We start from the raw sequence: 25,886 nt of genomic DNA, 5'->3' as shown, positions 1-25,886 counted from the left end.
CCTCAGCCGAGCAGCGTGTGCAGCTCGAGGGTCTCGAGACCGTGGGCCTCGGCGACCGGACCGTAAACGACCTGGCCGTCATGGGTGTTGAGGCCCAGCGCGAGCGCCGGGTCGCGACGCAGCGCCTCGACCCAGCCGAGGTTCGCGAGCTGCACGATGTAGGGCAGCGTGGCGTTGGTCAGCGCGTAGGTGGAGGTGTTCGGCACCGCGCCCGGCATGTTGGCGACGCAGTAGAAGACCGAGTTGTGGACCTGGAAGGTCGGCTCGGCGTGAGTGGTCGGACGGGAGTCCTCGAAGCAGCCGCCCTGGTCGATGGCGATGTCGACAAGTACACTTCCGGGCTTCATCCGGGAGACGAGCTCGTTGGTGACCAGCTTCGGGGCCTTCGCACCCGGGATCAGCACCGCACCGACGACGAGGTCGGCCTCGAGGACGGCCTTCTCCAGCTCGTAGGCGTTGGAGACGATCGTCTTGATCTTCGTGCCGAAGATCTTGTCGGCCTCGCGGAGCTTGTTGATGTCGCGGTCCAGCAGGGTCACGTGGAAGCCCATGCCGATGGCGATCTGCGCGGCGTTCCAGCCGGAGACGCCGCCGCCGATGACCACGCACTCGCCGGCGTGGGTGCCGGGCACGCCGCCCGGGAGCACGCCGCGGCCGCCGGCCGAGCGCATCAGGTGGTAGGCGCCGACCTGCGGGGCCAGGCGGCCCGCGACCTCGGACATCGGGGCGAGCAGCGGGAGCGCGCGGTTGGCGAGCTCGACCGTCTCGTACGCGATGGCGGTGGTGCCGGACTCCAGCAGGGCGTCCGTGCACGCGCGGGAGGCCGCCAGGTGCAGGTAGGTGAAGAGGGTCTGGTCCTTGCGGAGGCGGTGGTACTCCTCCGCGATCGGCTCCTTGACCTTCAGCAGCAGATCGGCGGTCGCCCAGACCTCGTCGGCCGTGCCGAGGATCTCCGCACCGGCGCCGACGTACTCGGCGTCCGTGATCGAGGAGCCGGCACCGGCGTTCTGCTCGATGAAGACCTGGTGGCCGTTGCGGACCAGCTCATGCACGCCGGCGGGCGTGATGGCGACCCGGAACTCGTTGTTCTTGACCTCGCGGGGGATGCCGACCTTCATCGTCGATCACGGTCCTTGGCTCAGGGGATATTACGGGGCACTTACATACATACCCGCCCACAAGAACGCGCAACGGGATGCACCACAGGATGACGTGGTGGAGCCAGTCTAATGAAGGATGAGTCCCTGTCTAGCCTTGCAAACCAATAACTTCAGTCGGAACCACTACGGATTTCGCAGGCTGCGGGGTCATCTCCCAGCAATCGATCGGCTGCGGACCGGTGCAGCCGGGCGGCCGCGGGGTCGCCCAGCCGGTCGAGCGTGTCGGCGAGCCGCACCTGGAGCGCTGCCTGAAGCCGCAGGTCTCCGGCCCGGCGCGCCAGCTCCACCGCCTCACGGCACGTGTGCAGCGACTCCTCCGGGCGCCCGGCGTACTCCTGGACCCGGGCCATCTCGCTCAACGCCTTCGCCTGGCCCGGGACATCGGCCAGCCTCCGGTACCCCCCAGCGGCGGCCCGCCAGCTCCGCAGCGCGTCCCCGTACCGGCCCGCGTAGGTGTGGACGTTGCCCAGCCGCCCGTACAGCCGGGCCTCGTCCGCGCGCTCCCCCCGCGCGAGGGCCTGGGCCAGGGCCCGGCCGAACCAGTCGGAGGCGCGGTGCCAGTCGGCCAGCTCCTGGTACGCACCGCCTACGGATTCCATCGCCCGGCCCGTCGCGTACGGGTCGTTCGCGGCCCTTCCGGCGTCCAATGCGGCCCGGTAGCGCTCCAGGGCGTCCTGGGTACGGCCGGTCTCGGCGTCCAGGTCGGCCAGGTTCAGCAGTGCGGCGGCCTGCTCCCGGTGCAGGCCCCGGCGCTCGGCCACGTCCAGGACCAGGCGGTGCAGCCCGTACAGCTCCGGCGCGGCCTCGGCGGTGCCGCGGTGGTCGGCCAGCGCCCGTACGAGGGCCGCGACCAGCCGGCGGGCCAGCGTGTCCAGCTCCCCGTCGGCCACGGCCAGCGAGGCGGCCGCGGACAGCGCGGGCAGCCGGGTGTCCAACCAGGTCGCGGCGGCCCTGCGGTCGGGGAACCGCAGGGCGCGTGGCGTGCCGTCCAGCTTCTCCCGCGGGTCCACTCCGTCGCCGGTGTCCTCCGCGGGCACGGCCATGGCCCGGCAGGAGTGCAGCAGCCGTACGGTCCGCTCCAGCATCCGGGCCCGCGCCAGCTGGACCTCGGCGGGGCGCTCCTTCGCCTCCAGCAGCGCCTGGAGCAGCGGTGCGAGGCAGCCGGGCAGCCGGTACAGGCCGTCCTGCGCGGGGTGTACGAGGCCCAGCCCGGCGAAATCGTCCAGCGTGGACTGGGCGGCGGCCACGGAGCAGCCCGCGAGGGCGGAGGCGGTGTGCGAGTCCACGATCCCGGCCGGGGCGAGCGGCAGGAGCCGCAGGGTCCGCTGGGCGGGCTGCGGCAGGGCCTCGTAGACCAGCCGGAAGCCCCGCGCCAGCGGCCCGCCGACAGTGCCGGGCATGTCGTGCAGCTGCTTGGCCACGTCCGCGACGGCGGCCTTGGGGTGGGCGGCGAGCCATCCGCCGACGAGGCCGAGCGCGGCGGGCTGGCCCCCGCACTCCTCGGCCAGGGCGTCGGCGGCGCGGGGGTCGGCGGTGACCCGGGTGTCGCCGATGCGCTGGGCCAGCAGCTCGACGGCGGACGGCGTGTCCAGCCCGCCGAGGGTGCAGGGCCGCACGTCGGGGATGCCGGTGAGCGGGCCTTCGGCGGTGACCACGACCAGGCATTCCGGGGTGTCGGGCAGCAGCGCGTCGACCTGGTGCGGATCGGCGGCGTCGTCGACGAGGATGATCGCCTTCCGGCCGGCGAGGGCGGCCCGCAGCGCGGAGCTGAGTTCGTCCTCGCCGGCTCCGGGCGGGGTGACGTGCCCCAGCCCTTCGAGCAGGCCCCGGACGGCCCGTTCGGTGGCGACCGTCTCCCCGCCGGGGGTGGTCAGCCGGGTGCGGAGCACCCCGTCGGGGTACTGGTCCGCGACCTCCTGCACGAACGTCTCGGCCAGGGCGGTCCGCCCCGATCCCGGCCGCCCGGCGATGAGCAGGACCCGCGCCCTCGGCGCCTTGGCCTTGCGGCCGGAGAGGGTGTCGAGCCCGGTCCGTGCGATGTCTTCACGCAGCTCCTTGAGCTCGCGCCGCCGCCCGACGAAATCCGTCACGGATCCGCTCCTCTCCCTGCCTCGGGTTGCGAGCGTAGTTCACGCAGAGCGACGACCCGTGTGGAGCGCGGCGGGCAAATCCCCCAATCGGATCAGCGGATGGTCCCATTTTCCACGCACCGCTCACGCCGGACTGCGGTCCGGTGCGCCTCCGTCGCCGGCGGGATCCCTCCACGGCCGCCGCTCAGGCACGAGCAGGACCGGCCGCCCCTACGGCCCGGAGTCCCTGCCCCCGCTCCCCGGGGCTCCGCCCCGGACCCCTTACGGCGCTCCGCGCCCGCGCCTCAATCGCCGGCGAGGCTGCAATCACCCTCCACGCGACCCAGCCCGCGCCGGCCTCGAAGCCGCGGGGCCACGGCAGGCCCCGACCACCCGGCCCCACCGCGCGCTCGCCCCACGCGCCCGACCACCAGCCCACTGGGCGCTCGACCCACCGGCCGGACCATCCAGCCCCGCCGGGTGCTCGACGCAGGGGCCGGACCACCAGCCCACTGGGCGCTCGACGCAGGGGCCGGACCATCCAGCCCCGCCGGCGTTTGAGGCGCGGGCTCCGGGGGCGGGCCCCCGGCAACCGGCCCGCGGGCCGACGACCACCGCGACACCCCCGGCCCCCCAGGCGCCACGCACGGGCCCGACCACCCAGCCCCACCGCGCGCTCGACGCACGGCCCCGGCCATCCAGCCCCGCCGGCGTTTGAGGCGCGGGGGTCCGGGGCCGGAGGGCGAGCGCGGGGGCCGCGGCTCCGCCGGGGGGCGCCTCCAGCGGTGGCCGGGCGGTTCGGGGTGCGGGCGGGGCCCCCGCAGGGGCGCCGTGCCCGACCGCGGCTACGCCTCGTACGGCCGGGCCGGCCACGGGGCCAGCGCCGGGCGCAGCGCCTCCACCCCGCCGGAGGCCAGCGCGGCGGAGAGCGCCAGGACGCCCGTCACCAGACCCGGGTTGTGCAGCCGCCCCGCCAGCACCCCGGCCACCAGCTCCGCCAGCGGCACCCGCGCGGTCTCCATGTCCGCCTCCTCCTCGGAGACCGTGTACCGCTCCCCCTCCGCATCCGCCAGGTCCCGCGCGAGGAAGATCCGTACGGCCTCGTCGGAGCCTCCCGGCGAGGTGTAGAAGTCGGCCAGTACCCGCCAGTCCTCCGCCTTGACGTACGCCTCCTCGTACAGCTCCCGCTGAGCCGCGTGCAGCGGGTTCTCCCCCGCCACGTCCAGCAGCCCCGCCGGGAGTTCCCACAGGCGGTGCCGGACCGGGTGCCGGAACTGCTTCAGGACCAGCACCCGCTGCTGCTCGTCGAGGGCGAGGACGCACACCGAGCCCGGGTGCACCTGGTAGTCGCGGCGCACCACCGCGGAGTCGGGCATCCGGACCTGGTCCGACTTCACGGATGTCTTCGCGCCCTCGAACGGGGTGCGCGAGGCGACGACCTCCCACGACTCCGGCGTGTCCTCGATGTCGTTGCCCATGGCCATGGCCCGTACCTTCCCCAGAAACGCGACAGCCGGGGCACGATCCGTGCCCCGGCTCTCTACGTTATGCGGTCAGGCCCTCACTTCGCGGACTGCTGCCGCTCCACGGCCGCCTTGACCAGGCCCGCGAAGAGCGGGTGCGGGCGGGTCGGGCGGGAGCGCAGCTCCGGGTGGGCCTGGGTGGCCACCAGGTACGGGTGCACCTCGCGCGGGTACTCGACGTACTCGACGAGCTTGTTGTCCGGGGAGGTGCCGGAGAAGACGAGGCCCGCCTTCTTCTCCAGCTCGCCGCGGTACGCGTTGTTGACCTCGTAGCGGTGGCGGTGGCGCTCGTCGACGTACGCCTGGTCGCCGTAGACCTCGCGCACGATGGAGCCCTCGGCGAGCTTCGCCGGGTACATGCCCAGGCGCATGGTGCCGCCCAGGTCGCCCGCGCCCTCGACGAAGGCCAGCTGCTCCTCCATGGTCGAGATGACCGGGTGCGGGGTGGAGGCGTCGAACTCGGTGGAGTTCGCGTCCTCGATGCCCGCCAGGTTCCGGGCGGCCTCGATGACCACGCACTGCAGGCCCAGGCACAGGCCGAGCAACGGGATCTTGTTCTCGCGGGCGAAGGTGATCGCGCCCACCTTGCCGTTGACACCGCGGTCGCCGAAGCCGCCGGGCACGCAGATCGCGTCCACGTCGGCCAGCTGCGCGGCGGCGCCGGCCGGGGTCTTGCAGTCGTCGGAGGTGACCCACTTGATCTGCACGCGGGCCTTGTTGGCGAAGCCGCCGGCGCGCAGCGCCTCGGTCACCGACAGGTAGGCGTCGGGCAGGTCGATGTACTTGCCGACGAGCGCGACCTTGACCTCGTGGTCGGGGTTGTGGACGCGGTCCAGCAGGTCCTCCCAGACCGTCCAGTCCACGTCGCGGAACGGCAGGTCGAGCTTGCGCACCACGTACGCGTCCAGGCCCTCGGTGTGCAGCACCTTCGGGATGTCGTAGATCGACTTCGCGTCGATCGCCGCGACCACGGCCGCCTCGTCCACGTCGCACATGAGCGAGATCTTGCGCTTGATGGAGGTGGGCACGTCACGGTCGGCGCGCAGCACGATCGCGTCGGGCTGGATGCCGATGTTGCGCAGGGCGGCGACCGAGTGCTGGGTGGGCTTGGTCTTCAGCTCGCCGGAGGGGCCGATGTAGGGCAGCAGCGAGATGTGCACGACGAAGACGTTGTCGCGGCCGACCTCGTGACGGACCTGGCGGACGGTCTCCAGGAACGGCAGGGACTCGATGTCGCCGACGGTGCCGCCGACCTCGGTGATGACGACGTCCACGTCTTCGGTCGCCATGCGGCGGATGCGGTGCTTGATCTCGTTGGTGATGTGCGGGATGACCTGCACCGTGTCACCGAGGTACTCGCCGCGCCGCTCCTTCGCGATGACCTGCGAGTAGACCTGGCCGGTGGTGACGTTGGCCGAGCCGTCGAGGTCGACGTCGAGGAAGCGCTCGTAGTGGCCGATGTCCAGGTCGGTCTCGGCGCCGTCGTTGGTGACGAACACCTCGCCGTGCTGGAAGGGGTTCATCGTGCCCGGGTCGACGTTCAGGTACGGGTCGAGCTTCTGCATCGTGACCCGCAGACCGCGCGCCTTCAGCAGCGCACCCAGGCTGGAGGCCGTCAGGCCCTTGCCGAGGGACGAAGCGACACCCCCGGTGACGAAGATGTGCTTGGTCGTCATGGCTGTGCTGTTTCGAAAAGCAGCGGGCGGCGTCGCCAAGAGGGGGCTCCCGTGGTCGCGAAGTGAGGTGCGTCCGGCGCCGGCCACCGTCGATCCGGAAGGGTCTCAGGGGGCGCCGAAGCTGCGGTTTCGGGGCTCCTGATTCGCACAGGCAGACCACCGGTCCACGGGGTACCAGCCTATCAGCGCCCGGGCCGGTCCGCCTCCGGCCACGCGGCCCGGCCGGAGGCACGGTCCGCACACGTCGGGCATCGGCCCAGGTCACCCGTTCGGCCCCACCGTATTCTTCCGGGCGTTGACGAGATCACTAGGGTGCCGTCATATCCTGCTCGGATATTGCACACCTCCCCGCCGAGCAGTCCGGCAGACGGCCGCACACCGCCGCATACGGAATCATGGGCTCGACGCGGAGATCCCCACCCACAGGAGACCGCGCAACCGCGCAATGCAAGCGCCCTTCGGGGCGGACGTGGCCGTTCGACTGGAGATGCACGTGTCCGGGCGCATCGAGGATTACGCACTGATCGGGGACATGCAGACCGCGGCGTTGGTCTGCCGGGACGGGGCAGTGGACTGGTTGTGTCTGCCCCGTTTCGACTCCCATGCCGTGTTCGCGAGCATTCTCGGCACCGAGGACCACGGGTTCTGGCGGATCGGCCCGGCCTACCCGTCGGGTACCGAGGCCCCGCCGGCCACCCGGCGCCGCTACGTCGGCGACTCGCTGGTGCTGGAGTCGGAATGGGACACGCCGCGGGGCACGGTCCGCGTGATCGATTTCATGCCGCCGCGCGAGGACCACGCCCCGCAGCTGATCCGCATCGTGGAGGGCGTCAGCGGGCGCGTCCGGATGCACTCCGCGCTGCGCATGCGCTTCAGCTACGGCCGGGTGGTGCCCTGGGTGCACAAGGTCGACGGGCGCACCGTCGCCGTAGCCGGCCCCGATTCCGTCTGGCTGGACACCGAGGCCCAGACCTACGGCAAGGACCTGACGACCTACTCCGACTTCACGGTGGGCCCGGGCGACCGGGTGGCCTTCAGCATCAGCTGGCAGCCCTCCCACCGGGGTGCGCCGGAGGCGCCCGACGCCGAGGCCGCCCTGGAGTCGACGGCCGAGTTCTGGCGCGAGTGGGTGGAGCAGTGCACCTACCACGGGCCCTACCGCGAGGCCGTGGTGCGCTCCCTCATCACGCTCAAGGCCCTGACGTACGGCCCCACCGGCGGGATCGTGGCCGCGCCGACCACCTCCCTCCCGGAGGAGATCGGCGGGGTCCGGAACTGGGACTACCGTTACACCTGGCTGCGGGACGCGGCCATCACCCTGTCCTCGCTGCTGCGCACCGGCTACCGCGAGGAGGCCCGTGCCTGGCGCGAGTGGCTGCTGCGCGCGGTGGCCGGCGACCCCGAGAACCTCCAGATCATGTACGGCATCGCGGGCGAGCGGGAGCTGGGCGAGACCGAACTGGACTGGCTGCCCGGCTACGAGAACTCCCGGCCGGTCCGCGTCGGCAACGGCGCCGCCCACCAGCTCCAGCTCGACGTGTACGGCGAGGTCACCGAGGCCCTGCACCTGGGCCACATGACCGGTCTGGCCCGCAGCGACTACGCCTCGCTGCTCCAGCTCAAGCTGATCCGGTACCTGGAGACCCACTGGGACCAGCCGGACGAGGGCATCTGGGAGGTGCGCGGCCCGCGCCGCCACTTCGTGCACTCCAAGGTGATGGCCTGGGTGGCCGTGGACCGCACGATCAAGCTGATCGAGAGCGGGGACGCGGACGGGCCGCTGGAGCGCTGGCGCGAACTGCGCGACGAGATCCACCAGGACGTCTGCGAGAAGGGCTACGACAAGGAGCGCAACACCTTCACCCAGTCGTACGGGTCGAAGGAGCTGGACGCCTCCCTGCTGCTGATCCCGCAGATGGGCTTCCTGCCGCCGGACGACAAGCGGGTCATCGGCACCATCGAGGCGATCCAGCGCGAGCTGTCCACGCCCGACGGTTTCATCCTGCGCTACCCGACGGCCGGCGAGGAGGCCGGTGTGGACGGCCTGGAGGGCGACGAGGGTGCCTTCCTCGCGTGCTCGTTCTGGATGGCCGACGACCTGGCGATGATCGGCCGGGTGGACGAGGCCCGTCGGCTCTTCGAGCGGCTGCTCGCCCTCCGCAACGACCTCGGGCTGCTCGCGGAGGAGTGGGATCCGCGGCTGCAGCGGCAGGTGGGGAACTTCCCGCAGGCCTTCAGCCACGTTCCGCTGATCGACACGGCCCTGCGGCTGACCGCGAGCGGGGCGTACGGCGGCTAGCGGGCCCGGCCGGGGCGCGGGGGCTCTCCTCCCGCCGTGCCCCGGTGATCGCCTCCGCCTACGCTGAAAGGGTCCTATGCCCTTCTCGGAAGGGGGAGGCCATGGCGCCCCTCTCGAAGGCGGGGACGGCGCTCGCCGCGCTCCGCGAGGATCTGGCCGGCGCGGTCCTCACACCGGACGACGCGGGGTACGACGAGGCCCGGACGGTCTTCAACGGGATGATCGACCGCAGGCCCGCCGTCATCGCCCAGTGCGAGAGCACGGCCGACGTGGTCACCGCCGTACGTTTCGCCCGGGACCTGGACCTGAAGGTCGCCGTGCGCGGCGGCGGGCACAGCGTCGCCGGCATGTCCCTCAACGACGGCGGCCTCGTCGTGGACCTGCGGCGGATGCACGAGGTGACGGTCCATCCGGCGGCCGGGGCGGCCCACATCGAGGGCGGGGCCACGATGAGCCATCTGGACCGGGCCTGTCAGCCGTACGGTCTGGCCACCACCGGCGGCCGGGCCTCCACGACCGGTGTCGGGGGCTTCGTCCTGGGCGGCGGGTCCGGCTGGCTGGACCGCAAGTTCGGCCTGGCGGTGGACAATCTGCTCGGCGTGGACCTGGTCACCGCCGACGGCGAGACCGTCACCGCGACCGCCGAGGACCATCCCGAGCTGTTCTGGGCCCTGCACGGCGGCGGCGGGAACTTCGGCATCGCGACCTCCCTGACGTTGCGCCTGCACGAGCTGCCCGACATGTCGATCGCGATGCTCATGTACGCCCCGGAGCACGGGCCGGAGGCGGCCCGGCGCTTCCGGGACATCGTCGAGGGCGGCCCGGTGGAGGCCAGCGGGGGCGTGATCTACCTGACCGCCCCGCCCGAGCCCTTCGTTCAGCCGCATCTCGTCGGCACCCTCCTGTGCGTCGTCCTGCTGACCTACGCGGGGCCCGAGGAGCCGATGCGCAAGCTGGCCGAGCCGCTGCTGCGGCTGCCGCACGAGGTGGAGATCGTCAACGCGATCCCGTACGCGGACCTCCAGTGCATGATCGACGACCCGCCGGGGATGCGGAACTACTGGTCCGCCGAGTACCTGACCGGGCTGCCCGACGAGCTGGTCCAGGTGTTCTGCGCCCGCGCGCACTCCATGCCGGTCCCGACGGGCTCCCAGCACATCCTCTTCCCGCTGGGCGGAGCCATCGCGGACGGCCCCGCGGAGTACCCCGTCCCGTACCGGAGCTCCCGCTGGGCGGTGCACCCGTTCGGTGTCTGGGCGGACCCCGCGGACGACGAGGGGTGCATCCGGTGGGTGAAGGACGTACGGGAGGACGTGCGGCCCTGGAGCAGCGGCGACGTCTACCTCAACTTCACCGGGGACGAGGGCTCGGAGCGGGTGGCGGCGGGCCTCGGCGAGGAGAACATGCGCCGGCTGAGGGCCGTGAAACGGCAGTACGACCCCGACAACGTCTTCCGCTTCAACCACAACATCCAGCCCTCCTGACCCCCTGATAGCGTCCCGCGATATGGACAACCAGGGCGGGATCACGGTTCAGCGGGCACTGGAGCTGCCGGGGCTGCGCAGCGGGCTGCCCGAGGTGGTGGCCTGCGCGGACCGCCTGGGCCGGACCGTCCGCTGGGTGCACGCCGGCGAGGTGCCGAACATCGCCTCGCTGCTCAAGGGCGGCGAGCTGCTGCTGACCACGGGCCTCGGCCTCGGTACCCGCCCCGCCGAACAGCGGGCGTTCGTACGGCGTCTGGCGGACCGTGGGATCGCCGCGCTCGTGGTCGAGCTCGGCCCGCGCTTCACCCGGCTGCCGGCGACGCTCGTGGAGACGGCGCGCTCGGCGGGTCTGCCGCTGGTCCAGCTCCACCGGGAGGTCCCCTTCGTCACCGTGACGGAGGAGGTCCACACCGAGATCGTCAACCACCATTACGCGCTGCTCCAGCGGGCGGAGGAGGTCCACCGCCGGTGTACCGAGGCCCTGCTGGGCGGCGGCGGGATCCCGCAGGTGCTGCGGATCCTGGCCGACTTCACCGGGAACCCGGTGTTCCTGGAGACCCCGGACGGGCAGCTGCTGTACGCCGCCGCAAGCGCGGCCGGGGACCCGGGCGCGGACCCGCTCCAGGTGTGGGAGGGCCTGCGCGGCCAGCGCGAGGCCGAGCCCTCGGGCCACGTGGTGGTGGTCGACGTGCCGGGCGGGGGGCACGGCACGGGCTCGGTCCGGGCGCGGCTGGTCCTCCTCGGGGTGTCGGCTCCGCTGCTCCCCGTGCACCGGATGGCGGCTGAGCGCGCGGCGGGCGTGCTCGCGGTGGTGCTGATGCAGGCGCGGCAGGAGGAGGAGCTGGCGGCGCGCGGCCGCGGCGACTTCCTGACGGACCTGGCCGAGGGCCGCATCTCGGCGGAGGACGCCCCGGCGCAGGCCCGCGTCCTCGGGTTCAAGCCGGGTCCGGGGCCGCTGCTGCCGGTGGTCATGCGGCTCTCCTCGGACCGCGGCCCGGCGGGCAACTGGGCCGTTCTGGCCCGGGCGGTCCTGGAGGAGTTGTCGTCCGTCGGGGTGCCGGTGCTGCTGGGCGTCCGGCCGGTCGAGGGCCGGGTCCCGCTGCTCGTCTCGCTGCGCGCGGAGTCCGAACGCGCGGCGGTGGCGGACCGGGTCGCGACCGCGCTGCGGGCCGGCGTCGAGCGGGCCGGACTGGACCGGGCCGCAGCGCCGCCGGCCGTGGTCGTCGGTGTCGCGGGCGGCTGGGCAGCGGCCTCGGCGGGCCTGCGGCACGCCGCGGAGACGGCCACGGCGGCCCACGGGCTCCCGGCGCGCCCCTGGTACGACGCCCGGCGCCTGGACATCGACCTGCTGCTGTGGCGGCTGCGCGAGCACCCCGACCTGTCCGCCTTCGTGGACCGGGCGATCGGCCCGCTGCGCGCGCACGACCTGACCTCGCGGCCGCCGCTGCTGCCGACCCTGGAGACGTACCTGGCCCACGCGGGCCGCAAGGCGGAGACGGCCCGCGAACTGCACCTGAACCGGCAGACGCTGTACAACCGGCTGGCCCGCATCTCGGAGCTGCTGGGCACGGACCTGGACGACCCCGAGACGGTGCTCTCCCTGAGCCTGGCCCTCCGCGCCCGCCGCCACGTCCCCTCGCCCTCCTGACGGGTCCCCCGGCCCCGGCCCGCCGGCGGCTACCCGCGGGAGCGCTCCATCAGCTCGTCGTACACGCACAGCACCTGCGCGACGGTGTCGTCCTCCGAGGGCCACGTCGCGGCCTGCGCCCGTCCGGCGGCGGCCAGTCCGGCCCGGCGTCCGGGGTCCGCCAGCAGCCCGGCCACGGCCGAGGCGAGCGCCCCGGGGTCCCCCGGCGGCACGAGCACGGCCCCCTCCCCCACCAGCTCCGGCACGCCCCCGACCTCCGTCGCCACCAGCGGGACGCCCGCCCGCAGGGCCTCCTGCGCCAGCAGGGCCCGCGCCTCCCACCGGCTGGACAGCACCGCCACGTCGGCCGCCGCCAGCAGCTGCGCCGCGTCCCGGCGCCGCCCCAGCAGCCGTACGGGCAGCCCTTCGGCCTCGATCCGCCGCGACATTTCGGTCCGCAGGGGGCCTTCGCCCGCGATGACGAGCAGCGGCAGCGGGTCCAGGGTCCGCCAGGCGCGGGCCGCGTCGAGCAGTACGGAGTACCCGCGGTGCGGCACCAGGCTCCCGACCGCGATCAGCAAGGGTCTTCCCACCGCCCCGAGTTCCACCCGCGCCTTGGCCGCGTCGTCCCCGGCCGCCTCCGGGGCGGCCGGTACGGCCACCGGCGCCAGCCGCGCGTCGCGCGCCCCGCGCAGCCGCGCGAGGTCCACCTGGTCCGAGGAGGCGCCCAGGACCACCGCGGCGGTCCGCGCCACATGGCGTTCGAGCAGCCGGCTCAGCCGCCCGAGCGCACCGCCGGCCGAGGGGCCTTCGCCGTGCCAGCTCACCACGAGCGGGGCCCGGTGCCCGCGCAGGGCCAGCGCGGCGCGCATGCCGGCCCGTACGCCGTGCGCGTGCACCACGTCGGCCCCGGCGCACGCGGCGCGCAGCGCGCTCACCGCGTCGGGGGCGAACTGGGCCCCGGCCCCGGTGAAGTCGTACTCCCCCTCGGCCTCGACGGGCGCACACACCGTGACCCGTACCCCGCGCGCGGCGAGCCCGGTCGCGAGCGACCGTACGTGCGCGCTGCTGCCCGCGCCCGTGCCGCCGAGCACTTGAACGGTACGGAGGGGCGGCCGCCCGTAGGGCTGTGCGGGGACCGGGGAGGAGACCGGGGAGCTGCTCACGGGCCGAAGCTCCTGGGTGAGGGAGTCAGAGACGTCGCCAAGGATGCCAGTCCGCACGCGCGTTCCGGGACCATACGGGTGCGGATCCGGTGCAAGATGGCGCCGGACTCCCGTCAGCCTCACCCACAAGGGTGAGCGCAGCGTCACCCCCGCGGGGCACGGCGAAGGCCCGGCACAGCCGTGTGCGCCGGGCCCCCGGGCCGTCCCGTCCGCGCTGCGGCGCCGCTACGCGTCCGCGCGCGCCGCCGCCAGCAGTTCCTCGGCGTGCGCGCGCGCCGAGACCGAGTCCTCGTGTCCCGCCAGCATGCGCGACAGCTCGCGGATGCGGGCCTCGCCCTCCAGCACGGTGACCCCGCTGCGGGTCACGGAGCCGTCGTTGGTCTTCTCGACCAGCAGCTGCCGGTCCGCGAAGGCCGCGACCTGGGGCAGGTGCGTGACGACCACGACCTGCGCCGACTTGGCCAGTTTGGCCAGCCGCCGGCCCACCTCGACCGCCGCCTTGCCGCCGACGCCCGCGTCCACCTCGTCGAAGAGGTAGGTCGGCACCGGGTCGGAGCCCGCGAAGACCACCTCCACGGCCAGCATGACCCGGGAGAGCTCACCGCCGGAGGCGCCCTTGGCGATCGGCCGGGGCTGGGCCCCGGGGTGCGGGGCGAGCAGCAGCTCGACCTCGTCCGTGCCCGAAGGGCCGTAGGCGACGGGGCGGCCGTCCACCTCGACGCCGTCGGGGTCCTCCGCCTGCCGGATGTCGATGGTCACCCGCGCGTGCGGCATGGCGAGGGAGGCGAGCTCCTCGGTCACCGCCGAGGCGAACCGGGTCGCCGCCTCCACCCGGGCGTCCGTCAAGGCCTGTGCCAGCAGCGACAGTTCGGACCGCAGCCCGTCCCGCTCGGCGGTCAGCTCCGCGATCCGCTCGTCGTCGCCGTCCAGTTCCAGCAGCCGCGCCGAACCCTGCTCGGCCCATTCCAGTACGGCGTCCACCGTGCCCGCCGAGCCGTACTTGCGCGTCAGCTGGGTCAGGGCGGCCCGCCGTTCCTCCACCGCGGCCAGCCGCAGCGGATCGGCGTCCAGGTCGTCGGCGTAGCCCGCCAGCTCCCCGGCCACGTCGGCGAGCAGGATGCCCAGCTCCCCGATGCGCTCGGCGAGCGCGCCGAGCGCCGGGTCGTGGGCGCGTACGGACTCCAGCGCCCGGTGCGCGCCCGCGACGAGGCTGTTCGCGTCGATGGCCTCCGGGTCCTCCGGGTTGCCCGCGAGCGCGGCGTGTCCGATCTGCGCGGCCGAGGCCAGCGATTCGGCGTGCCCGAGCCGCTCCGCCTCCGCCGCGAGTTCGGCGTCCTCGCCGGGCACGGGTTCCACCGCCGCGATCTCGTCCAGCCCGAAGCGCAGCAGGTCCGCCTCCTGGGCGCGTTCCCGGGCCCGGGTGGTGAGGGTGTCGAGCTCGACGGCGACCGCGCGCAGCCGCCGGTAGGCGGCCGCGTACTTCTCCAGCGGGACGGCGACGGCGTCCCCGGCGTACCGGTCGAGGGCCTGCCGCTGCCGGGCGGGCCGCAGCAGGCCCTGCTGGTCGGTCTGGCCGTGTACGGCGACGAGGTCGTCCGCGAGTTCGCCGAGCAGGCCCACGGGCACGGACCGGCCGCCGACGTGGGCGCGCGAGCGCCCCTCGGCGGACACCGTCCTGCTGATGAGCAGGGCGCCGTCGTCCAGCTCGGCCCCGGCCTCCTCGGCGCGTACGGCGGCGGGCGCGTCCGGGCGCATGACGATGCGGCCCTCGACGACCGCGGCCTTGGCCCCGATCCGTACCAGGGCCGGGTCGGCGCGCCCGCCGAGCAGCAGCCCGAGGCTGGTGACGACCATCGTCTTGCCCGCGCCGGTCTCACCGGTCACCGCGGTGAAACCGGGCGACAGCTCGACCACCGCGTCGTCGATGACCCCGAGCGACCGTATCCGCATCTCCTCAAGCACGGGACGACGATACCGAGGTTCACGGGTGCCATGTGACGTCACCCGCCCCGGATTCCCGAACGGACGTTCTATTCAGGTGCGGGCAGGCACGCCGTACCGGCGGCTAGTGAGGCGCGCCACGCCATCCGGACACCGGGAGGGCGAACTTCGCGACGAGCCGGTCCGTGAAGGACGCGTGGTGCAGCCGGGCGAGCCGCACGGGCACCGCACCCCGCCTGACCTCCACCCGGGCCCCGGACGGCAGCTCCAGCATGCGCCGGCCGTCGCACCACAGCACCCCGTGCGGGGTGCCGCTCTGCACCTCGACCGCCAGCACCGAGTCCGGCGAGGTCACCAGCGGCTTCGCGAACAGCGCGTGCGCGCTGATCGGCACCATCAGCAGGGCCTCCACCTCGGGCCAGACCACCGGCCCGCCCGCGGAGAAGGCGTACGCGGTCGAGCCGGTCGGGGTCGCGCAGACGATCCCGTCGCAGCCGAAGCCGGTCACCGGACGCCCGTCGATCTCCAGCACCACCTCGAGCATCCGCTCCGGGGACACCTTCTGGACCGCGGCCTCGTTCAGCGCCCAGTCCTGGTGGACCACGTCCCCGTTGGTGCGCACGATCACGTCGAGGGTCATCCGCTCCTCGACCTCGTACTCGCGCGTCACCACCCGGTCGACGACCTTGTCCAGGTCGTCCCGCTCGGCCTCGGCGAGGAAGCCGACGCGGCCCAGGTTGACGCCGAGCATCGGCACGCCCGAGGCCCGCGCGAACTCGGCGCCCCGCAACAGGGTCCCGTCCCCGCCCAGCACGATCAGCAGCTCGCAGCCGTCGAGCACCGCCGGGGTGGACCCCGTGACCAGCTCCACCTCGGGCGGGAGCGGCAGGTCCACCGCCTCGTGCGCGAAGACCCGCACCCCCAGCCCGCAGCGCAGCAGGCCCTTCACGACCAGCTCGGCGCTGCGGATGGCCGCCGGCCGCCCGGTGTGCGCGAGCAGGAAGACGGTACGCACCGCCCCCGGCCCGTCCGGCTCCGCCGTCGCCTCCGCCGAACCAGATGAATCCGAACCCGATGAATCAGTCACTGCGGCCCCTCCGCCACGGCACGGTCAACATCCCCCGGGTCGAGTGCCGGTGCCCCCGCCCGCAGCCACAGAAAGTACTCGACATTGCCCGACGGCCCCGGCAGCGGACTCGCCGTCACCCCCAGGACGCCCAGCCCGAGCCTGCCGGCCTGCGCGGCGACCTCGCGCACCGCCTCGGCCCGCAGCTCCGGGCTGCGCACGACCCCGCCGCTGCCGAGCCGGTCCTTGCCGACCTCGAACTGCGGCTTCACCATCAGCACCAGGTCGGCGTCGGGAGCGGTGCACCGCACGAGCGCCGGCAGCACCAGGCCGATGGAGATGAAGGACAGGTCGCCCACGACCAGGTCCGCCGGGACCCCGTCGATCTGCTCGACCGTCAGCTCGCGCACGTTCGTACGGTCCTTGACGGTGACCCGCTCATCGCTCTGCAGCGCCCAGGCCAGCTGCCCGTAGCCGACGTCCACGGCCACCACGTGGGCCACGCCGGCGCGCAGCAGCACGTCGGTGAACCCGCCGGTGGAGGCCCCGGCGTCCAGCGCCCGGCGTCCCTCCACGCGCAGCCCCTGCGGCTGGAAGGCGGCCAGCGCACCCGCCAGCTTGTGTCCGCCGCGGGAGACGTAGTCCGGGTCGCTGTCGTCCTTGCGGACCACGAGGGCCGCGCTGGTCTCGACCTGGGTGGCGGCCTTGGTCGCGGTGGTGCCGCCCACGGTCACCCGGCCCGCGGCGATCAGCTGCGCGGCGTGCTCGCGCGAGCGGGCCATGCTGCGGCGTACCAGTTCGGCGTCCAGGCGGCGGCGTGCCACTCCTGCCACGTTCGGTTCAGCTCCTGTTTTCGTACGGACCGGGGACGGGCGGTGCGTCCAGCGCGGTCAGCGCGGAGCGCAGCCCCTTGTGGACATCCTCGTACACCGGGAGGTGTCCGTCCGCCGTGAGGTGGTCCGCCTCCGCCAGCCGTGCCAGCTCCGCGTCCACCGGCGCGTGCCCGGTGGGGGTCCGCACGACGCCCAGCGGCACGGGACCGGCGGGCTCCGCGGTCTGCGATCCGGGCTCCCCGGCCGCGGCCGCGGCGGTCCCGGGAACGGGCCCGGGGCCGGTCCCCGCAACGGTCGCCGCGGAGTCGTCCGGTCCCGCGTCGGGCGCTTCGTCGCTCATGCCCCGACGCTACCCCGAAGCGCCCCGCGACCACGCACGGCTCTGCGGTACGGTCGTGATCACGATGGCTACGATCCAGGAGTGCCGCGAAGCACTCGACCGACTCTCCGGCAATCTTGCACGGGCCGAAGGCGGCGCGCCCGGCGCGGCCGCCCTCGACCGCTCCCTGAGCTGCCACATCACCGACCTCGACCAGACCTTCACGGGCCGTCTCGACGACGGCCGGATCCGGGTGGACTCCGTCGCCCCGGGCCCGCCCCCGGACAAGGCCGAGATCCGGCTGGCCATGACCGGCGGCGACCTGGTCGCACTGGTCGCGGGCGAGCTGAAGTTCGCCAAGGCCTGGGCCTCCGGCCGGGTCAGGCTGGAAGCCGGCTTCCGTGACCTGCTGCGGCTGAAGAGCTTGCTGTAGGCCCTGCCCCCAGGACCCCTCGGCCGGACGTCCCGGTACGCGCCGCGCGGGCCGCCGGGATCACGAGGGGTGTGCCCGTCTGCGGGTCGTCGATGATCTGGCAGCGCAGTCCGAAGACCCCCTCCACCAGTTCCGCGGTGACCACCTCGGCGGGCGGCCCCTCGGCGACGACCTCCCCGCCCCGCATCGCGATCAGGTGCGTGGCGTAGCGGGCGGCGTGGTTGAGGTCGTGCAGCACCGCGACCAGGGTCCGCCCCTGGTTCTCGTGCAGCTCGGCGCACAGGTCCAGTACGTCGATCTGGTGCTGGATGTCGAGGTAGGTCGTCGGCTCGTCGAGGAGCAGCAGCGGGGTCTGCTGGGCGAGCGCCATGGCGATCCACACGCGCTGCCGCTGGCCGCCCGACAGCTCGTCCACGGCCCGGTCGGCGAGTTCGCCGACCCCGGTCGAAGCCATCGACTCCTTCACGATCCGCTCGTCCTCGGGCGACCACTGCCGCAGCAGCCCCTGGTGCGGGTACCGGCCCCGCGAGACCAGGTCGGCCACGGTGATGCCGTCCGGCGCGATCGAGGACTGCGGCAGCAGCCCCAGCGTCCTGGCGACCTTCCGCACGGGCATCGAGGCGATGGCCTGCCCGTCGAGCAGCACCCGGCCCGCGGACGGCTTCAGCATCCTCGACAGGGCGCGCAGCAGCGTGGACTTCCCGCAGGCGTTGGGCCCGACGATCACCGTGAAGGAACGGTCGGGGATCTCCACCGACAGGTTCTCGGCGATGACCCGCTGGTCGTAGCCGAGGGTCACGTTCTGCGCGGTCAGCCGCTGCACTGGGGTGCTCCTCGAAAGATTCCGCTTCGGATGGTGGTGCGCGCTCATATGCGTCCCGCCCTGCGCTCGGTGACGAGCAGCCAGAGCAGGTAGACACCGCCGACCAGCCCCGTCACCACGCCCACCGGCAGCTGATCGGCGCCGAAGGCCCGCTGCGAGGCCCAGTCGGACACCAGCAGCAGCACGGAGCCCATCAGCGCGGAGGTCATCAGGTTCGCCCCGGGTGAGCGGGTCAGCCGCCGGGCCAGCTGCGGCGCGGCCAGCGCGACGAAGCTGATGGGTCCGGCCGCGGCGGCCGCCCCGGTGGTGAGCAGGATCGCCGCGAGCATCAGCAGGAGCCGGGTGCGCTCCACCCGTACCCCCAGGGCGTACGCGGCGTCGTCGCCCATCTCCATCATCCGCAGGGCCCGGCCGTGCCCGAGGACCAGCGGGAAGAGCACCGCGCAGAGCACGAGCAACGGCACCACCTGCGACCGGTCCCGGCCGGCCAGCGAACCGGTCAGCCAGACCATGGCCCTGGTGGCGTCCACCACCTGGGCCTTGGTGAGCAGGTACTGGATGACGGCGATCAGCACGGCCGAGGCGCCGATGCCGACCAGCACCAGCCGGTAGCCCTGGATGCCCCGCTTGTACGCCATCAGGTAGACGGCGGCACCGGCCAGCAGCCCGCCGATCAGTGCGCCGGCGGCCACCTCGGTGGCCCCGCCCTTGAAGAGGATGATGACGGCGAGCGCGCCGACCGCCGACCCGTAGCCGAAGCCGAGCAGGTCCGGGGAACCGAGCGGGTTGCGGGAGACGGACTGGAAGACGGCTCCGGCCATCCCGAGGGCCGCGCCGACGAGGAGCGCGACCGAGACCCTCGGCAGCCGCAGGTCGTTGACGATGAACGTGTGGGCGGTGGTCCCGCTGCCCAGCAGGGTCCGTACGACGTCCCACGGGGCGATCTGGAAGTCCCCGGTGCCGATGAGGAGGACGGACATCGCGAGCGCGGCGGCGGCGAGCAGCACGCCCGTCAGCAGGGCGCGCCGCTCCACCCGCAGCGACCTCCCGCCGGGCAGGCGCAGCGGCCTCGCCGCGGCCCGTCGCGTCCGTTCCCGGGATTCCCTCCGGGGGGCGGTGCTCGTGGTCACAGCTGGGCCATCCTCTTGCGCCGCACCAGGTAGATGAAGACGGGGCCGCCGATGAGCGCGGTGACGATGCCGACCTGGAGTTCCGCGGGCCGGGTGACGACCCGGCCGACGACGTCGGCTCCGAGCAGCAGGGCGGGCGACAGCAGCGCCGAGTACGCGAGCACCCAGCGCATGTCCGGCCCCGTGAAGGCCCGTACCAGGTGCGGGACCATCAGCCCGATGAAGACGATCGGCCCGCAGGCGGCGGTCGCCGCGCCGCAGAGCAGGGTGATGGCGACCATGGCGCCGATCCGGGTCCGCGTCAGGTGTGCGCCGAGGGCCCGCGCGGTGTCGTCCCCCAGGGCCATCGCGTTGAGCGGCCGGCCCAGCGACAGCGCGAGGACGGCGCCGGCCAGCAGGAAGGGAGCCACCTGCCGGACGGTGTCCATGGTGGCCGAGGCCAGCGAACCCACCGTCCAGAAGCGGAGCTTGTCCAGGGCCGCACTGTCCATCAGCTGGACCGCGTTGATGTAGCCGACCAAGGCCGCGCTGGCCGCCGTACCGGCGAGTGCGAGCCGCACCGGGGTGGCGCTGCGGCTGCCTCCGAGCACGTACACCAGGACCGAGACGACGGCGGCGCCGAGGAAGGCCCACCACACGAACTCGCGCAGGGAGTTCGCCCCGAGGAAGCTGATCGCGGAGACCACGGCCGCCGCCGCGCCCGCGTTCACGCCGAGGATGCCGGGCTCGGCCAGCGGGTTGCGGGTCAGCGCCTGCATCACCGCACCGGACAGGCCGAGGCCGAGTCCGACCATCAGCCCCAGCAGGGTCCGCGGCACCCGAAGGTCGCGCACCACCACGTCGGACGGCGTCCCCGCGTAGGCGAACAGGCCGTGCCAGACCTGGTCGAGCGGCATCTGCTTGGCGCCCACGGCGATGCTCGCCACCGCGACCAGGGCCAGCGCGGCGAGGGCCGCCGGCAGACCGGCGGTACGCGCGACACGGCGCGGGCGGGCGTCCGCGACGGACGCCGCGCCCTGTTCGGGTTCGGGGGGACTCGTGAGCAACACGCAGGTTAGGCTAACCTATCCTGTCCGATTTTCGTCCTTCTGGGCGCTCAGAGCCCCAGCCTGGCCAGCGCCTTCTCCGCGTCCAGTCCGCAGACCCCGTTCCCGGCCGCCGTCCAGGCCGCCGCACACAGCGCCCGCAGCCCGTCCATCGGATCGGCGTCGGCCGGGGCCGCGTCCGCCGCCTCCGTCTCGCCCGCCTCCGCGAGCGTGCGCAGCTCCAGCTCACCTCCTACCACCGTCGAGATCCAGCCACCGCACTGCCGGCCGCCGGCGTGCTCCCGTACCGGCGGCTGCCCGGTCAGCAGACCCCTCAGGTCCCGGTCGACATAGGTCGGCCGGTGCCGGGGCTCGGCCCGCAGCAGCTGCCGCGCGTCGGTCACCCCGGTCAGCACCAGCAGCGAGTCCACCTCGCCGTTGAAGGCGCCCTCGATGTCGGTGTCCAGCCGGTCCCCCACCACCAGCGGCCGCTTCGCCCCGGTCCGCAGCACCGTCTCCCGGTGCATCGGTGGCAGCGGCTTGCCCGCCACCTGGGGCTCCGCACCCGTGGCGATGCGCACGACTTCCACCGCGGCCCCGTTGCCCGGCGCGATCCCCCGCGCCCCCGGAATCGTCAGGTCGGTGTTGGATGCGTACCAGGGCACCCCCCGGTTGATCGCGTACGAGGCCTCCGCGAACCGCCCCCACGCCAGATCCGGCCCCCCGTACCCCTGCACGACCGCCGCGAGCCCGTCCTCCTCGGCCGATTCCACCGGCACCAGGTCCCGCTCGCGCAGGGCGACCCGCAGCCCCTCGCCACCGATCACCAGCACCTTCGAGCCCGGCGCCACCTGCTCCGCGATCAGCCGGGCCACCGCCTGCGCCGAGGTGATGACCTCGCCCGCCTCGGTCGGGATGCCCAGCTCGGTCAGGTGCCCGGCGACCGAGTCCGGCGTCCTCAGCGCGTTGTTGGTCACGTACGCGAGGTGCATCCCCTCCGCACGGGCCGTGGCGAGGGACTCCACCGCGTACGCGATGGCCTCGCCGCCCGCGTACACCACCCCGTCGAGGTCCAGCAGGGCGGTGTCGTACGCCTGGTGCAGATTCCGCTCACTCGCCGCGGGACTGGTCCTGCTCTGCCGGGTCATCTGGCCTCTCCTCGTGGCATCGATCTTGTCCGATTTCCGTACTACCCGATCATCCCGCACCGCAATGCGGGTCTTACCATGCACCAATGACCACATCTGGCGCCGCGGACCACGGATTGCGCCTGCTCCCGTTCCCTGGCCTGCGCTACGTCCCCGAGCGAGTCGGCAGTCTGGCAGCCGTCACCTCGCCGCCGTACGACGTGGTCGTGCGACCCGACGGAGTCGACTACCTCGAATCCGCCGACCCGCACAACATCGTCCGCCTGATCCTCCCGCAGGCGGCCACCCCCGCCGCCCGCAACGAACAGGCCGCGCGCACCCTGCGCGACTGGCTCGCCGCGGGCGTCCTCAGCGCCGACCCCGAACCCGCGCTCTACGTGTACGAGCAGAGCAAGGCCGGCATGCTCCAGCGCGGCCTCATCGGCGCCCTGGCCCTGTCCAGCGCCGACGCGGGCGTCGTCCTCCCCCACGAGGACGTGATGCCGGACGTGGTCACCGACCGGGCCGGCCTGATGCGCGCCACCTCCGCCAACCTCGAACCCCTCCTCCTCACCTACCGCAGCGAGGAGCCCGACGCCGCCGCGGCCCAGGTCGTCGCGGCCGCGGCCCGGCGCAGCCCCCTGCTGGAGACCACCACCGAGGACGGCTTCCGCCACCGCCTGTGGGCCGTCACGGACCCCGCGGAACTGGCCGCCGTCACCGCCGACCTCGGCGACCGCCAGGCGCTCATCGCCGACGGCCACCACCGCTGGGCGACGTACCTGCGCCTGCAGGAGGAACACGCCTCCCCCACCGCCTGGGACTTCGGCCTGGTCCTCCTCGTGGACACCGCCCGCTACCCGCTCCAGGTCCGCGCCATCCACCGGATGCTGCGGCGCCTGCCCGTCGCGGACGCCCTGGCCGCCCTCGACGGCCAGTTCCGGGTGCGCCCCGTGGACGGGCCGCTGCCGCTCGCCCTGGAGGTCCTCGCGGACGCGTCGGAGCGGGGCAACGCCTTCCTCCTCACGGGCGACGGCGGCTTCCACCTGGTCACCGACCCCGCCCCGGCGCTCCTCGACCGCACTGTCCGCCACGACCGCCCTGAAGCCTGGCGCCGGCTGGACGCCACCGTGCTGCACGCGACCCTGCTCGACGCCCTGTGGGACGTCCCCGACGCCCCCGACCACATCGCGTACATCCACGACGCCGCCGCCACGGTCGCCATGGCCGAGCGGCACAACGGGACCGCCGTCCTGCTGCACCCCGTACGGGAGGAGGTCGTCCGGGACCTCGCCCGCCAGGGCGTCACCATGCCCCGCAAGTCCACCTCCTTCGGCCCGAAGCCGGCCACCGGCCTGGTCCTGCGCAGCCTGGACTGACCTCCCCCGGACATGCGAAAGGGCGGCACCCCCGAGGGGGTACCGCCCTTTCTCACGTCACTCAGGCCTTGTCGCGGCCCGCGTCCCGCTCGTCGTCGTCCACGGGGACGACGACCTCGTCGGTGAGGTCCGTGTCGGCATCGGCGTCGAAGCCGTCCTCGACGTCGTCCTCGTCCTCGATGTCGTCATCGATGTCGGCCTCGGCCTCGATGTCGTCCTCGACGTCGACGTCGGCCTCGGACTGCTCCAGGGGCTCGTACTCGTCGTCGTCCTCGTCGTAGTACTCCGCCACGTCGGACGCCCGCTCGGCCGCCGCGACCTCCGCGGCATCCTCGTCGTCGTCCCCGTCGTCCATCGAGGCGTCGACGAACTCGACCCCGTCCAGCTCGGCGAGGCGGTCCGAGGCGTCCATCGCCCCGTCCTTGTCGGCCTCGAGGGTCTTGGCGAACCACTCGCGCGCCTCGTCCTCACGGCCGGCCGCCAGCAGGGCGTCGGCGTAGGCGTACCGCAGGCGCGCGGTCCACGGCTGGACGGAGCTGGAGGCCAGCTCCGGGCTCTGCAGGGTCACGATGGCGGCTTCGAGCTGCCCCATGTCCCGGCGCGCACCGGCGGCGACCAGACGCATCTCGACCTGGCCGGCCTTGTCCAGCTTCTGCACCTCGGGCTCACCGGCCATGGCCAGCGCCCGCTCCGGGCGGCCGAGGCCGCGCTCGCAGTCGGCCATGACGGGCCACAGCTCGACGGAACCGGTCATCCGCTTGGCGGCGCGGAACTCCGCGAGCGCCTCGCTGTACTTCTGCGTCGCGTACGCGGCGAAGCCGGCGGCTTCGCGGACGGCAGCGACACGGGAGGCCAGCCGCAGGGCGATGCGCGAGTACGCGTACGCCTGCTCGGGGTCCTCGTCGATCAGCCGGGCGACCATGACGAGGTTCTTGGAGACTTCCTCGGCCAGGCCCTTGGGCAGGCTCAGGAGCTCCTGACGCACGTCGGCGTCGATCTCGAGGCCGGTGACGTCCTCGTCGATCGGAAGCCGCTTGACCGGGTCCCGGTCGCGGTCCGCACGGTAGTCGCGGTCGCCGCCGCGCTCATCGCGACCGCCGCGGTAGCCACCGCGGTCACCACCGCGATCGTCACGCCCACCACGGAACCCGCCACGGTCGCCGCCGCGGTCGTCGCGACGCGGGTACGAGGGGCGGTCCCCACCGCGGTCGTCACGACGCGGGAAGGACGGGCGGTCGCCACCACGGTCGTCACGGCCACCACGGAACCCACCGCGGTCGTCATCACGACGCGGGTACGAGGGACGGTCCCCGCCACGGTCGTCACGACGCGGGAAGGACGGACGGTCCCCACCACGGTCATCGCGGCGCGGGTAGGAGGGACGGTCGCCGCCACGGTCGTCACGGCCGCCACGGAACCCACCGCGGTCGTCATCACGACGCGGGTACGAGGGACGGTCGCCGCCACGGTCGTCACGGCGGAAGCCGCCGCCACCACCCGAAGGACGGTCGCCCCGGTCATCACGACGGGGGAAGGACGGACGGTCCCCACCACGGTCGTCACGACGCGGGTAGGAGGGACGGTCGCCGCCACGGTCGTCACGGCCGCCACGGAACCCACCGCGGTCGTCATCACGACGCGGGTACGAGGGACGGTCCCCGCCACGGTCGTCACGGCGGAAGCCGCCGCCACCACCCGAGGGACGGTCACCACGGTCGTCACGACGCGGGAAGGACGGACGCTCCCCACCACGGTCGTCACGACGCGGGAAGGACGGACGGTCCCCACCACGGTCATCGCGGCGCGGGTAGGAGGGACGGTCGCCACCACGGTCGTCACGGCCACCACGGAACCCACCGCGGTCGTCATCACGACGCGGGTACGAGGGACGTCCACCGCGGTCGTCGTCGCGGCGCGGGTACGAGGGACGGTCGCCACCACGGTCGTCACGGCGGAAGCCGCCGCCACCACCCGAGGGACGGTCACCACGGTCATCGCGGCGCGGGAAGGACGGACGCTCCCCACCACGGTCGTCACGACGCGGGAAGGACGGACGGTCGCCACCACGGTCGTCACGGCCGCGGAAACCACCGCCACCGCCGGCCGGACGTCCACCGCGGTCGTCATCGCGACGCGGGTACGAGGGACGGTCCCCACCACGGTCGTCGCGACGGAAGCCGCCGCCACCACCCGAGGGACGGTCACCACGGTCGTCACGGCGCGGGAAGGACGGACGGTCCCCACCACGGTCGTCACGGCCGCGGAAACCACCGCCGCCGGCACCGGCCGGACGTCCACCGCGGTCGTCATCGCGACGCGGGTACGAGGGACGGTCGCCACCACGGTCGTCGCGACGGAAGCCGCCGCCGGCGCCGGCACCGGCCGGACGCCCACCGCGGTCATCGCGGCGGAAGCCGCCGCCAGCGCCACCGGCAGGACGGCCGCCACGGTCGTCACGGCGGAACGGGGGACGGTCGCCGCCACGGTCGTCACGGCCCCCGCGGTAGCCGCCCCTGTCACCGCCGTCGTTGCGCCGAGGCTCGCGCTCCGGACGATCGTCGGGAGAGTTGGACATGGGTGTGACTCCTGTCTTCGGGGTACCGCTAGTCATTCTCGCGCAACCAACCCATGGCCGCGCTTCGGCGTAAAGAGGTGAAAAACAAAAGGACCCTTGGTCCAGCGTTGAACGCTGGACCAAGGGTCCTTTGAAAGATTGTTCGGCGGCGTCCTACTCTCCCACAGGGTCCCCCCTGCAGTACCATCGGCGCTGAAAGGCTTAGCTTCCGGGTTCGGAATGTAACCGGGC

The 25,886-nt window shown here is 73.6% G+C and carries 20 protein-coding genes and 1 rRNA gene; 5 read left to right on the top strand and 16 right to left on the bottom strand.

The features are described from left to right. Positions 1–2: 2 nt before the first annotated feature. From ald to ACFWUZ_RS24430, 4 genes are all read right to left on the bottom strand, one after another. Entirely contained in the window at positions 3–1,118 is a 1,116-nt protein-coding gene (gene ald / locus ACFWUZ_RS24445; protein WP_384376652.1) for an alanine dehydrogenase, read from the bottom strand. 152 nt (positions 1,119–1,270) lie between these two features. Continuing rightward, positions 1,271–3,250 (bottom strand): tetratricopeptide repeat protein, encoded by a 1,980-nt coding sequence (locus tag ACFWUZ_RS24440; protein ID WP_384376649.1) that lies wholly within the window; start codon positions 3,248–3,250, stop codon positions 1,271–1,273. Positions 3,251–4,074: 824 nt separating this feature from the next. Further along, positions 4,075–4,707, bottom strand: coding sequence for an NUDIX domain-containing protein (locus tag ACFWUZ_RS24435; RefSeq protein ID WP_384376974.1), 633 nt, complete (start codon positions 4,705–4,707; stop codon positions 4,075–4,077). A gap of 83 nt (positions 4,708–4,790) precedes the next feature. Beyond that, entirely contained in the window at positions 4,791–6,428 is a 1,638-nt protein-coding gene (locus ACFWUZ_RS24430; RefSeq protein WP_384376646.1) for a CTP synthase, read from the bottom strand. A 487-nt stretch (positions 6,429–6,915) separates the two neighbouring features. On the opposite strand from ACFWUZ_RS24430, the gene ACFWUZ_RS24425 reads away from it, so the two are divergent. The 3 genes from ACFWUZ_RS24425 (at position 6,916) to ACFWUZ_RS24415 (ending at position 11,859) form a co-directional block, all read left to right on the top strand. Beyond that, entirely contained in the window at positions 6,916–8,727 is a 1,812-nt protein-coding gene (locus ACFWUZ_RS24425; protein WP_384376971.1) for a glycoside hydrolase family 15 protein, read from the top strand. A gap of 101 nt (positions 8,728–8,828) precedes the next feature. Further along, positions 8,829–10,211 (top strand): FAD-binding oxidoreductase, encoded by a 1,383-nt coding sequence (locus tag ACFWUZ_RS24420; protein ID WP_384376643.1) that lies wholly within the window; start codon positions 8,829–8,831, stop codon positions 10,209–10,211. Positions 10,212–10,233: 22 nt separating this feature from the next. Then, complete coding sequence (locus tag ACFWUZ_RS24415) at positions 10,234–11,859, top strand: PucR family transcriptional regulator (RefSeq protein WP_384376640.1); 1,626 nt, start codon at positions 10,234–10,236, stop codon at positions 11,857–11,859. 29 nt (positions 11,860–11,888) lie between these two features. On the opposite strand, the gene ACFWUZ_RS24410 is transcribed toward ACFWUZ_RS24415, so the two are convergent. From ACFWUZ_RS24410 to ACFWUZ_RS24390, 5 genes are all read right to left on the bottom strand, one after another. Continuing rightward, positions 11,889–13,004, bottom strand: a complete 1,116-nt coding sequence (locus ACFWUZ_RS24410) for a glycosyltransferase family 4 protein (protein WP_384376637.1) — start codon at positions 13,002–13,004, stop codon at positions 11,889–11,891. A gap of 225 nt (positions 13,005–13,229) precedes the next feature. Then, positions 13,230–14,954 carry a DNA repair protein RecN gene (gene recN / locus ACFWUZ_RS24405; protein WP_384376968.1) on the bottom strand — a complete coding sequence of 575 codons (1,725 nt, stop codon included), beginning with the start codon at positions 14,952–14,954 and terminating at the stop codon, positions 13,230–13,232. Between the two features lie 115 nt (positions 14,955–15,069). Beyond that, a complete protein-coding gene (locus tag ACFWUZ_RS24400) occupies positions 15,070–15,960 on the bottom strand; it encodes an NAD kinase (protein ID WP_384376965.1) in 891 nt (296 codons plus the stop codon). A gap of 68 nt (positions 15,961–16,028) precedes the next feature. Beyond that, a complete protein-coding gene (locus ACFWUZ_RS24395) occupies positions 16,029–16,844 on the bottom strand; it encodes a TlyA family RNA methyltransferase (RefSeq protein WP_384376634.1) in 816 nt (271 codons plus the stop codon). A gap of 7 nt (positions 16,845–16,851) precedes the next feature. Beyond that, entirely contained in the window at positions 16,852–17,184 is a 333-nt protein-coding gene (locus ACFWUZ_RS24390; RefSeq protein WP_384376631.1) for a hypothetical protein, read from the bottom strand. Positions 17,185–17,248: 64 nt separating this feature from the next. Between ACFWUZ_RS24390 and ACFWUZ_RS24385 the strand changes: the two genes are divergently transcribed. Continuing rightward, on the top strand, positions 17,249–17,596 hold the full coding sequence (locus tag ACFWUZ_RS24385) for an SCP2 sterol-binding domain-containing protein (protein ID WP_384376628.1): 348 nt from the start codon (positions 17,249–17,251) through the stop codon (positions 17,594–17,596). On the opposite strand, the gene ACFWUZ_RS24380 is transcribed toward ACFWUZ_RS24385, so the two are convergent. From ACFWUZ_RS24380 to ACFWUZ_RS24365, 4 genes are read right to left on the bottom strand one after another with little or no spacing between them, the layout of a single operon-like run. After that, positions 17,544–18,419: an ABC transporter ATP-binding protein gene (locus ACFWUZ_RS24380; protein WP_384376625.1), complete on the bottom strand. Its 876-nt coding sequence runs from the start codon at positions 18,417–18,419 to the stop codon at positions 17,544–17,546. The genes ACFWUZ_RS24385 and ACFWUZ_RS24380 overlap by 53 nt on opposite strands. Positions 18,420–18,463: 44 nt before the next feature. Then, the gene (locus ACFWUZ_RS24375; RefSeq protein WP_384376622.1) at positions 18,464–19,549 is read right to left on the bottom strand and encodes a FecCD family ABC transporter permease; all 1,086 of its coding nucleotides are present in this window, start codon (positions 19,547–19,549) and stop codon (positions 18,464–18,466) included. Then, entirely contained in the window at positions 19,546–20,598 is a 1,053-nt protein-coding gene (locus ACFWUZ_RS24370; RefSeq protein ID WP_384376619.1) for a FecCD family ABC transporter permease, read from the bottom strand. The genes ACFWUZ_RS24375 and ACFWUZ_RS24370 overlap by 4 nt, the downstream gene beginning before the upstream one ends. A 47-nt stretch (positions 20,599–20,645) precedes the next feature. Next, the gene (locus ACFWUZ_RS24365) at positions 20,646–21,722 is read right to left on the bottom strand and encodes an HAD hydrolase-like protein (RefSeq protein ID WP_384376616.1); all 1,077 of its coding nucleotides are present in this window, start codon (positions 21,720–21,722) and stop codon (positions 20,646–20,648) included. A gap of 86 nt (positions 21,723–21,808) precedes the next feature. Between ACFWUZ_RS24365 and ACFWUZ_RS24360 the strand changes: the two genes are divergently transcribed. Further along, positions 21,809–23,080 carry a DUF1015 family protein gene (locus ACFWUZ_RS24360; RefSeq protein WP_384376614.1) on the top strand — a complete coding sequence of 424 codons (1,272 nt, stop codon included), beginning with the start codon at positions 21,809–21,811 and terminating at the stop codon, positions 23,078–23,080. A 61-nt stretch (positions 23,081–23,141) separates the two neighbouring features. On the opposite strand, the gene ACFWUZ_RS24355 is transcribed toward ACFWUZ_RS24360, so the two are convergent. From ACFWUZ_RS24355 to rrf, 3 genes are all read right to left on the bottom strand, one after another. Then, the gene (locus ACFWUZ_RS24355; RefSeq protein WP_384376611.1) at positions 23,142–24,065 is read right to left on the bottom strand and encodes a hypothetical protein; all 924 of its coding nucleotides are present in this window, start codon (positions 24,063–24,065) and stop codon (positions 23,142–23,144) included. Next, the gene (locus ACFWUZ_RS24350) at positions 24,047–25,573 is read right to left on the bottom strand and encodes a hypothetical protein (protein ID WP_384376608.1); all 1,527 of its coding nucleotides are present in this window, start codon (positions 25,571–25,573) and stop codon (positions 24,047–24,049) included. The genes ACFWUZ_RS24355 and ACFWUZ_RS24350 overlap by 19 nt, the downstream gene beginning before the upstream one ends. A 222-nt stretch (positions 25,574–25,795) precedes the next feature. After that, a 5S ribosomal RNA gene (gene rrf, locus ACFWUZ_RS24345) occupies positions 25,796–25,886 on the bottom strand; the annotation flags it as partial.

This window comes from Streptomyces sp. NPDC058646 (genome assembly GCF_042716875.1).
Taxonomy (GTDB): domain Bacteria; phylum Actinomycetota; class Actinomycetes; order Streptomycetales; family Streptomycetaceae; genus Streptomyces.
The sequence above is the reverse complement of the archived record's forward strand: the minus strand, read 5'-3'. Positions and strand labels throughout refer to the sequence as shown.

Bases quoted from the DNA above. Each gene is read 5' to 3' on its own strand.
- ald (WP_384376652.1), bottom strand. From the start codon at position 1,118: ATGAAGGTCGGCATCCCCCGCGAGGTCAAGAACAACGAGTTCCGGGTC.
- ACFWUZ_RS24435 (WP_384376974.1), bottom strand. From the start codon at position 4,707: ATGGGCAACGACATCGAGGACACGCCGGAGTCGTGGGAGGTCGTCGCC.
- ACFWUZ_RS24430 (WP_384376646.1), bottom strand. From the start codon at position 6,428: ATGACGACCAAGCACATCTTCGTCACCGGGGGTGTCGCTTCGTCCCTC.
- ACFWUZ_RS24425 (WP_384376971.1), top strand. From the start codon at position 6,916: ATGCACGTGTCCGGGCGCATCGAGGATTACGCACTGATCGGGGACATG.
- ACFWUZ_RS24420 (WP_384376643.1), top strand. From the start codon at position 8,829: ATGGCGCCCCTCTCGAAGGCGGGGACGGCGCTCGCCGCGCTCCGCGAG.
- ACFWUZ_RS24415 (WP_384376640.1), top strand. From the start codon at position 10,234: ATGGACAACCAGGGCGGGATCACGGTTCAGCGGGCACTGGAGCTGCCG.
- recN (WP_384376968.1), bottom strand. From the start codon at position 14,954: ATGCGGATACGGTCGCTCGGGGTCATCGACGACGCGGTGGTCGAGCTG.
- ACFWUZ_RS24390 (WP_384376631.1), bottom strand. From the start codon at position 17,184: ATGAGCGACGAAGCGCCCGACGCGGGACCGGACGACTCCGCGGCGACC.
- ACFWUZ_RS24385 (WP_384376628.1), top strand. From the start codon at position 17,249: ATGGCTACGATCCAGGAGTGCCGCGAAGCACTCGACCGACTCTCCGGC.
- ACFWUZ_RS24365 (WP_384376616.1), bottom strand. From the start codon at position 21,722: ATGACCCGGCAGAGCAGGACCAGTCCCGCGGCGAGTGAGCGGAATCTG.
- ACFWUZ_RS24360 (WP_384376614.1), top strand. From the start codon at position 21,809: ATGACCACATCTGGCGCCGCGGACCACGGATTGCGCCTGCTCCCGTTC.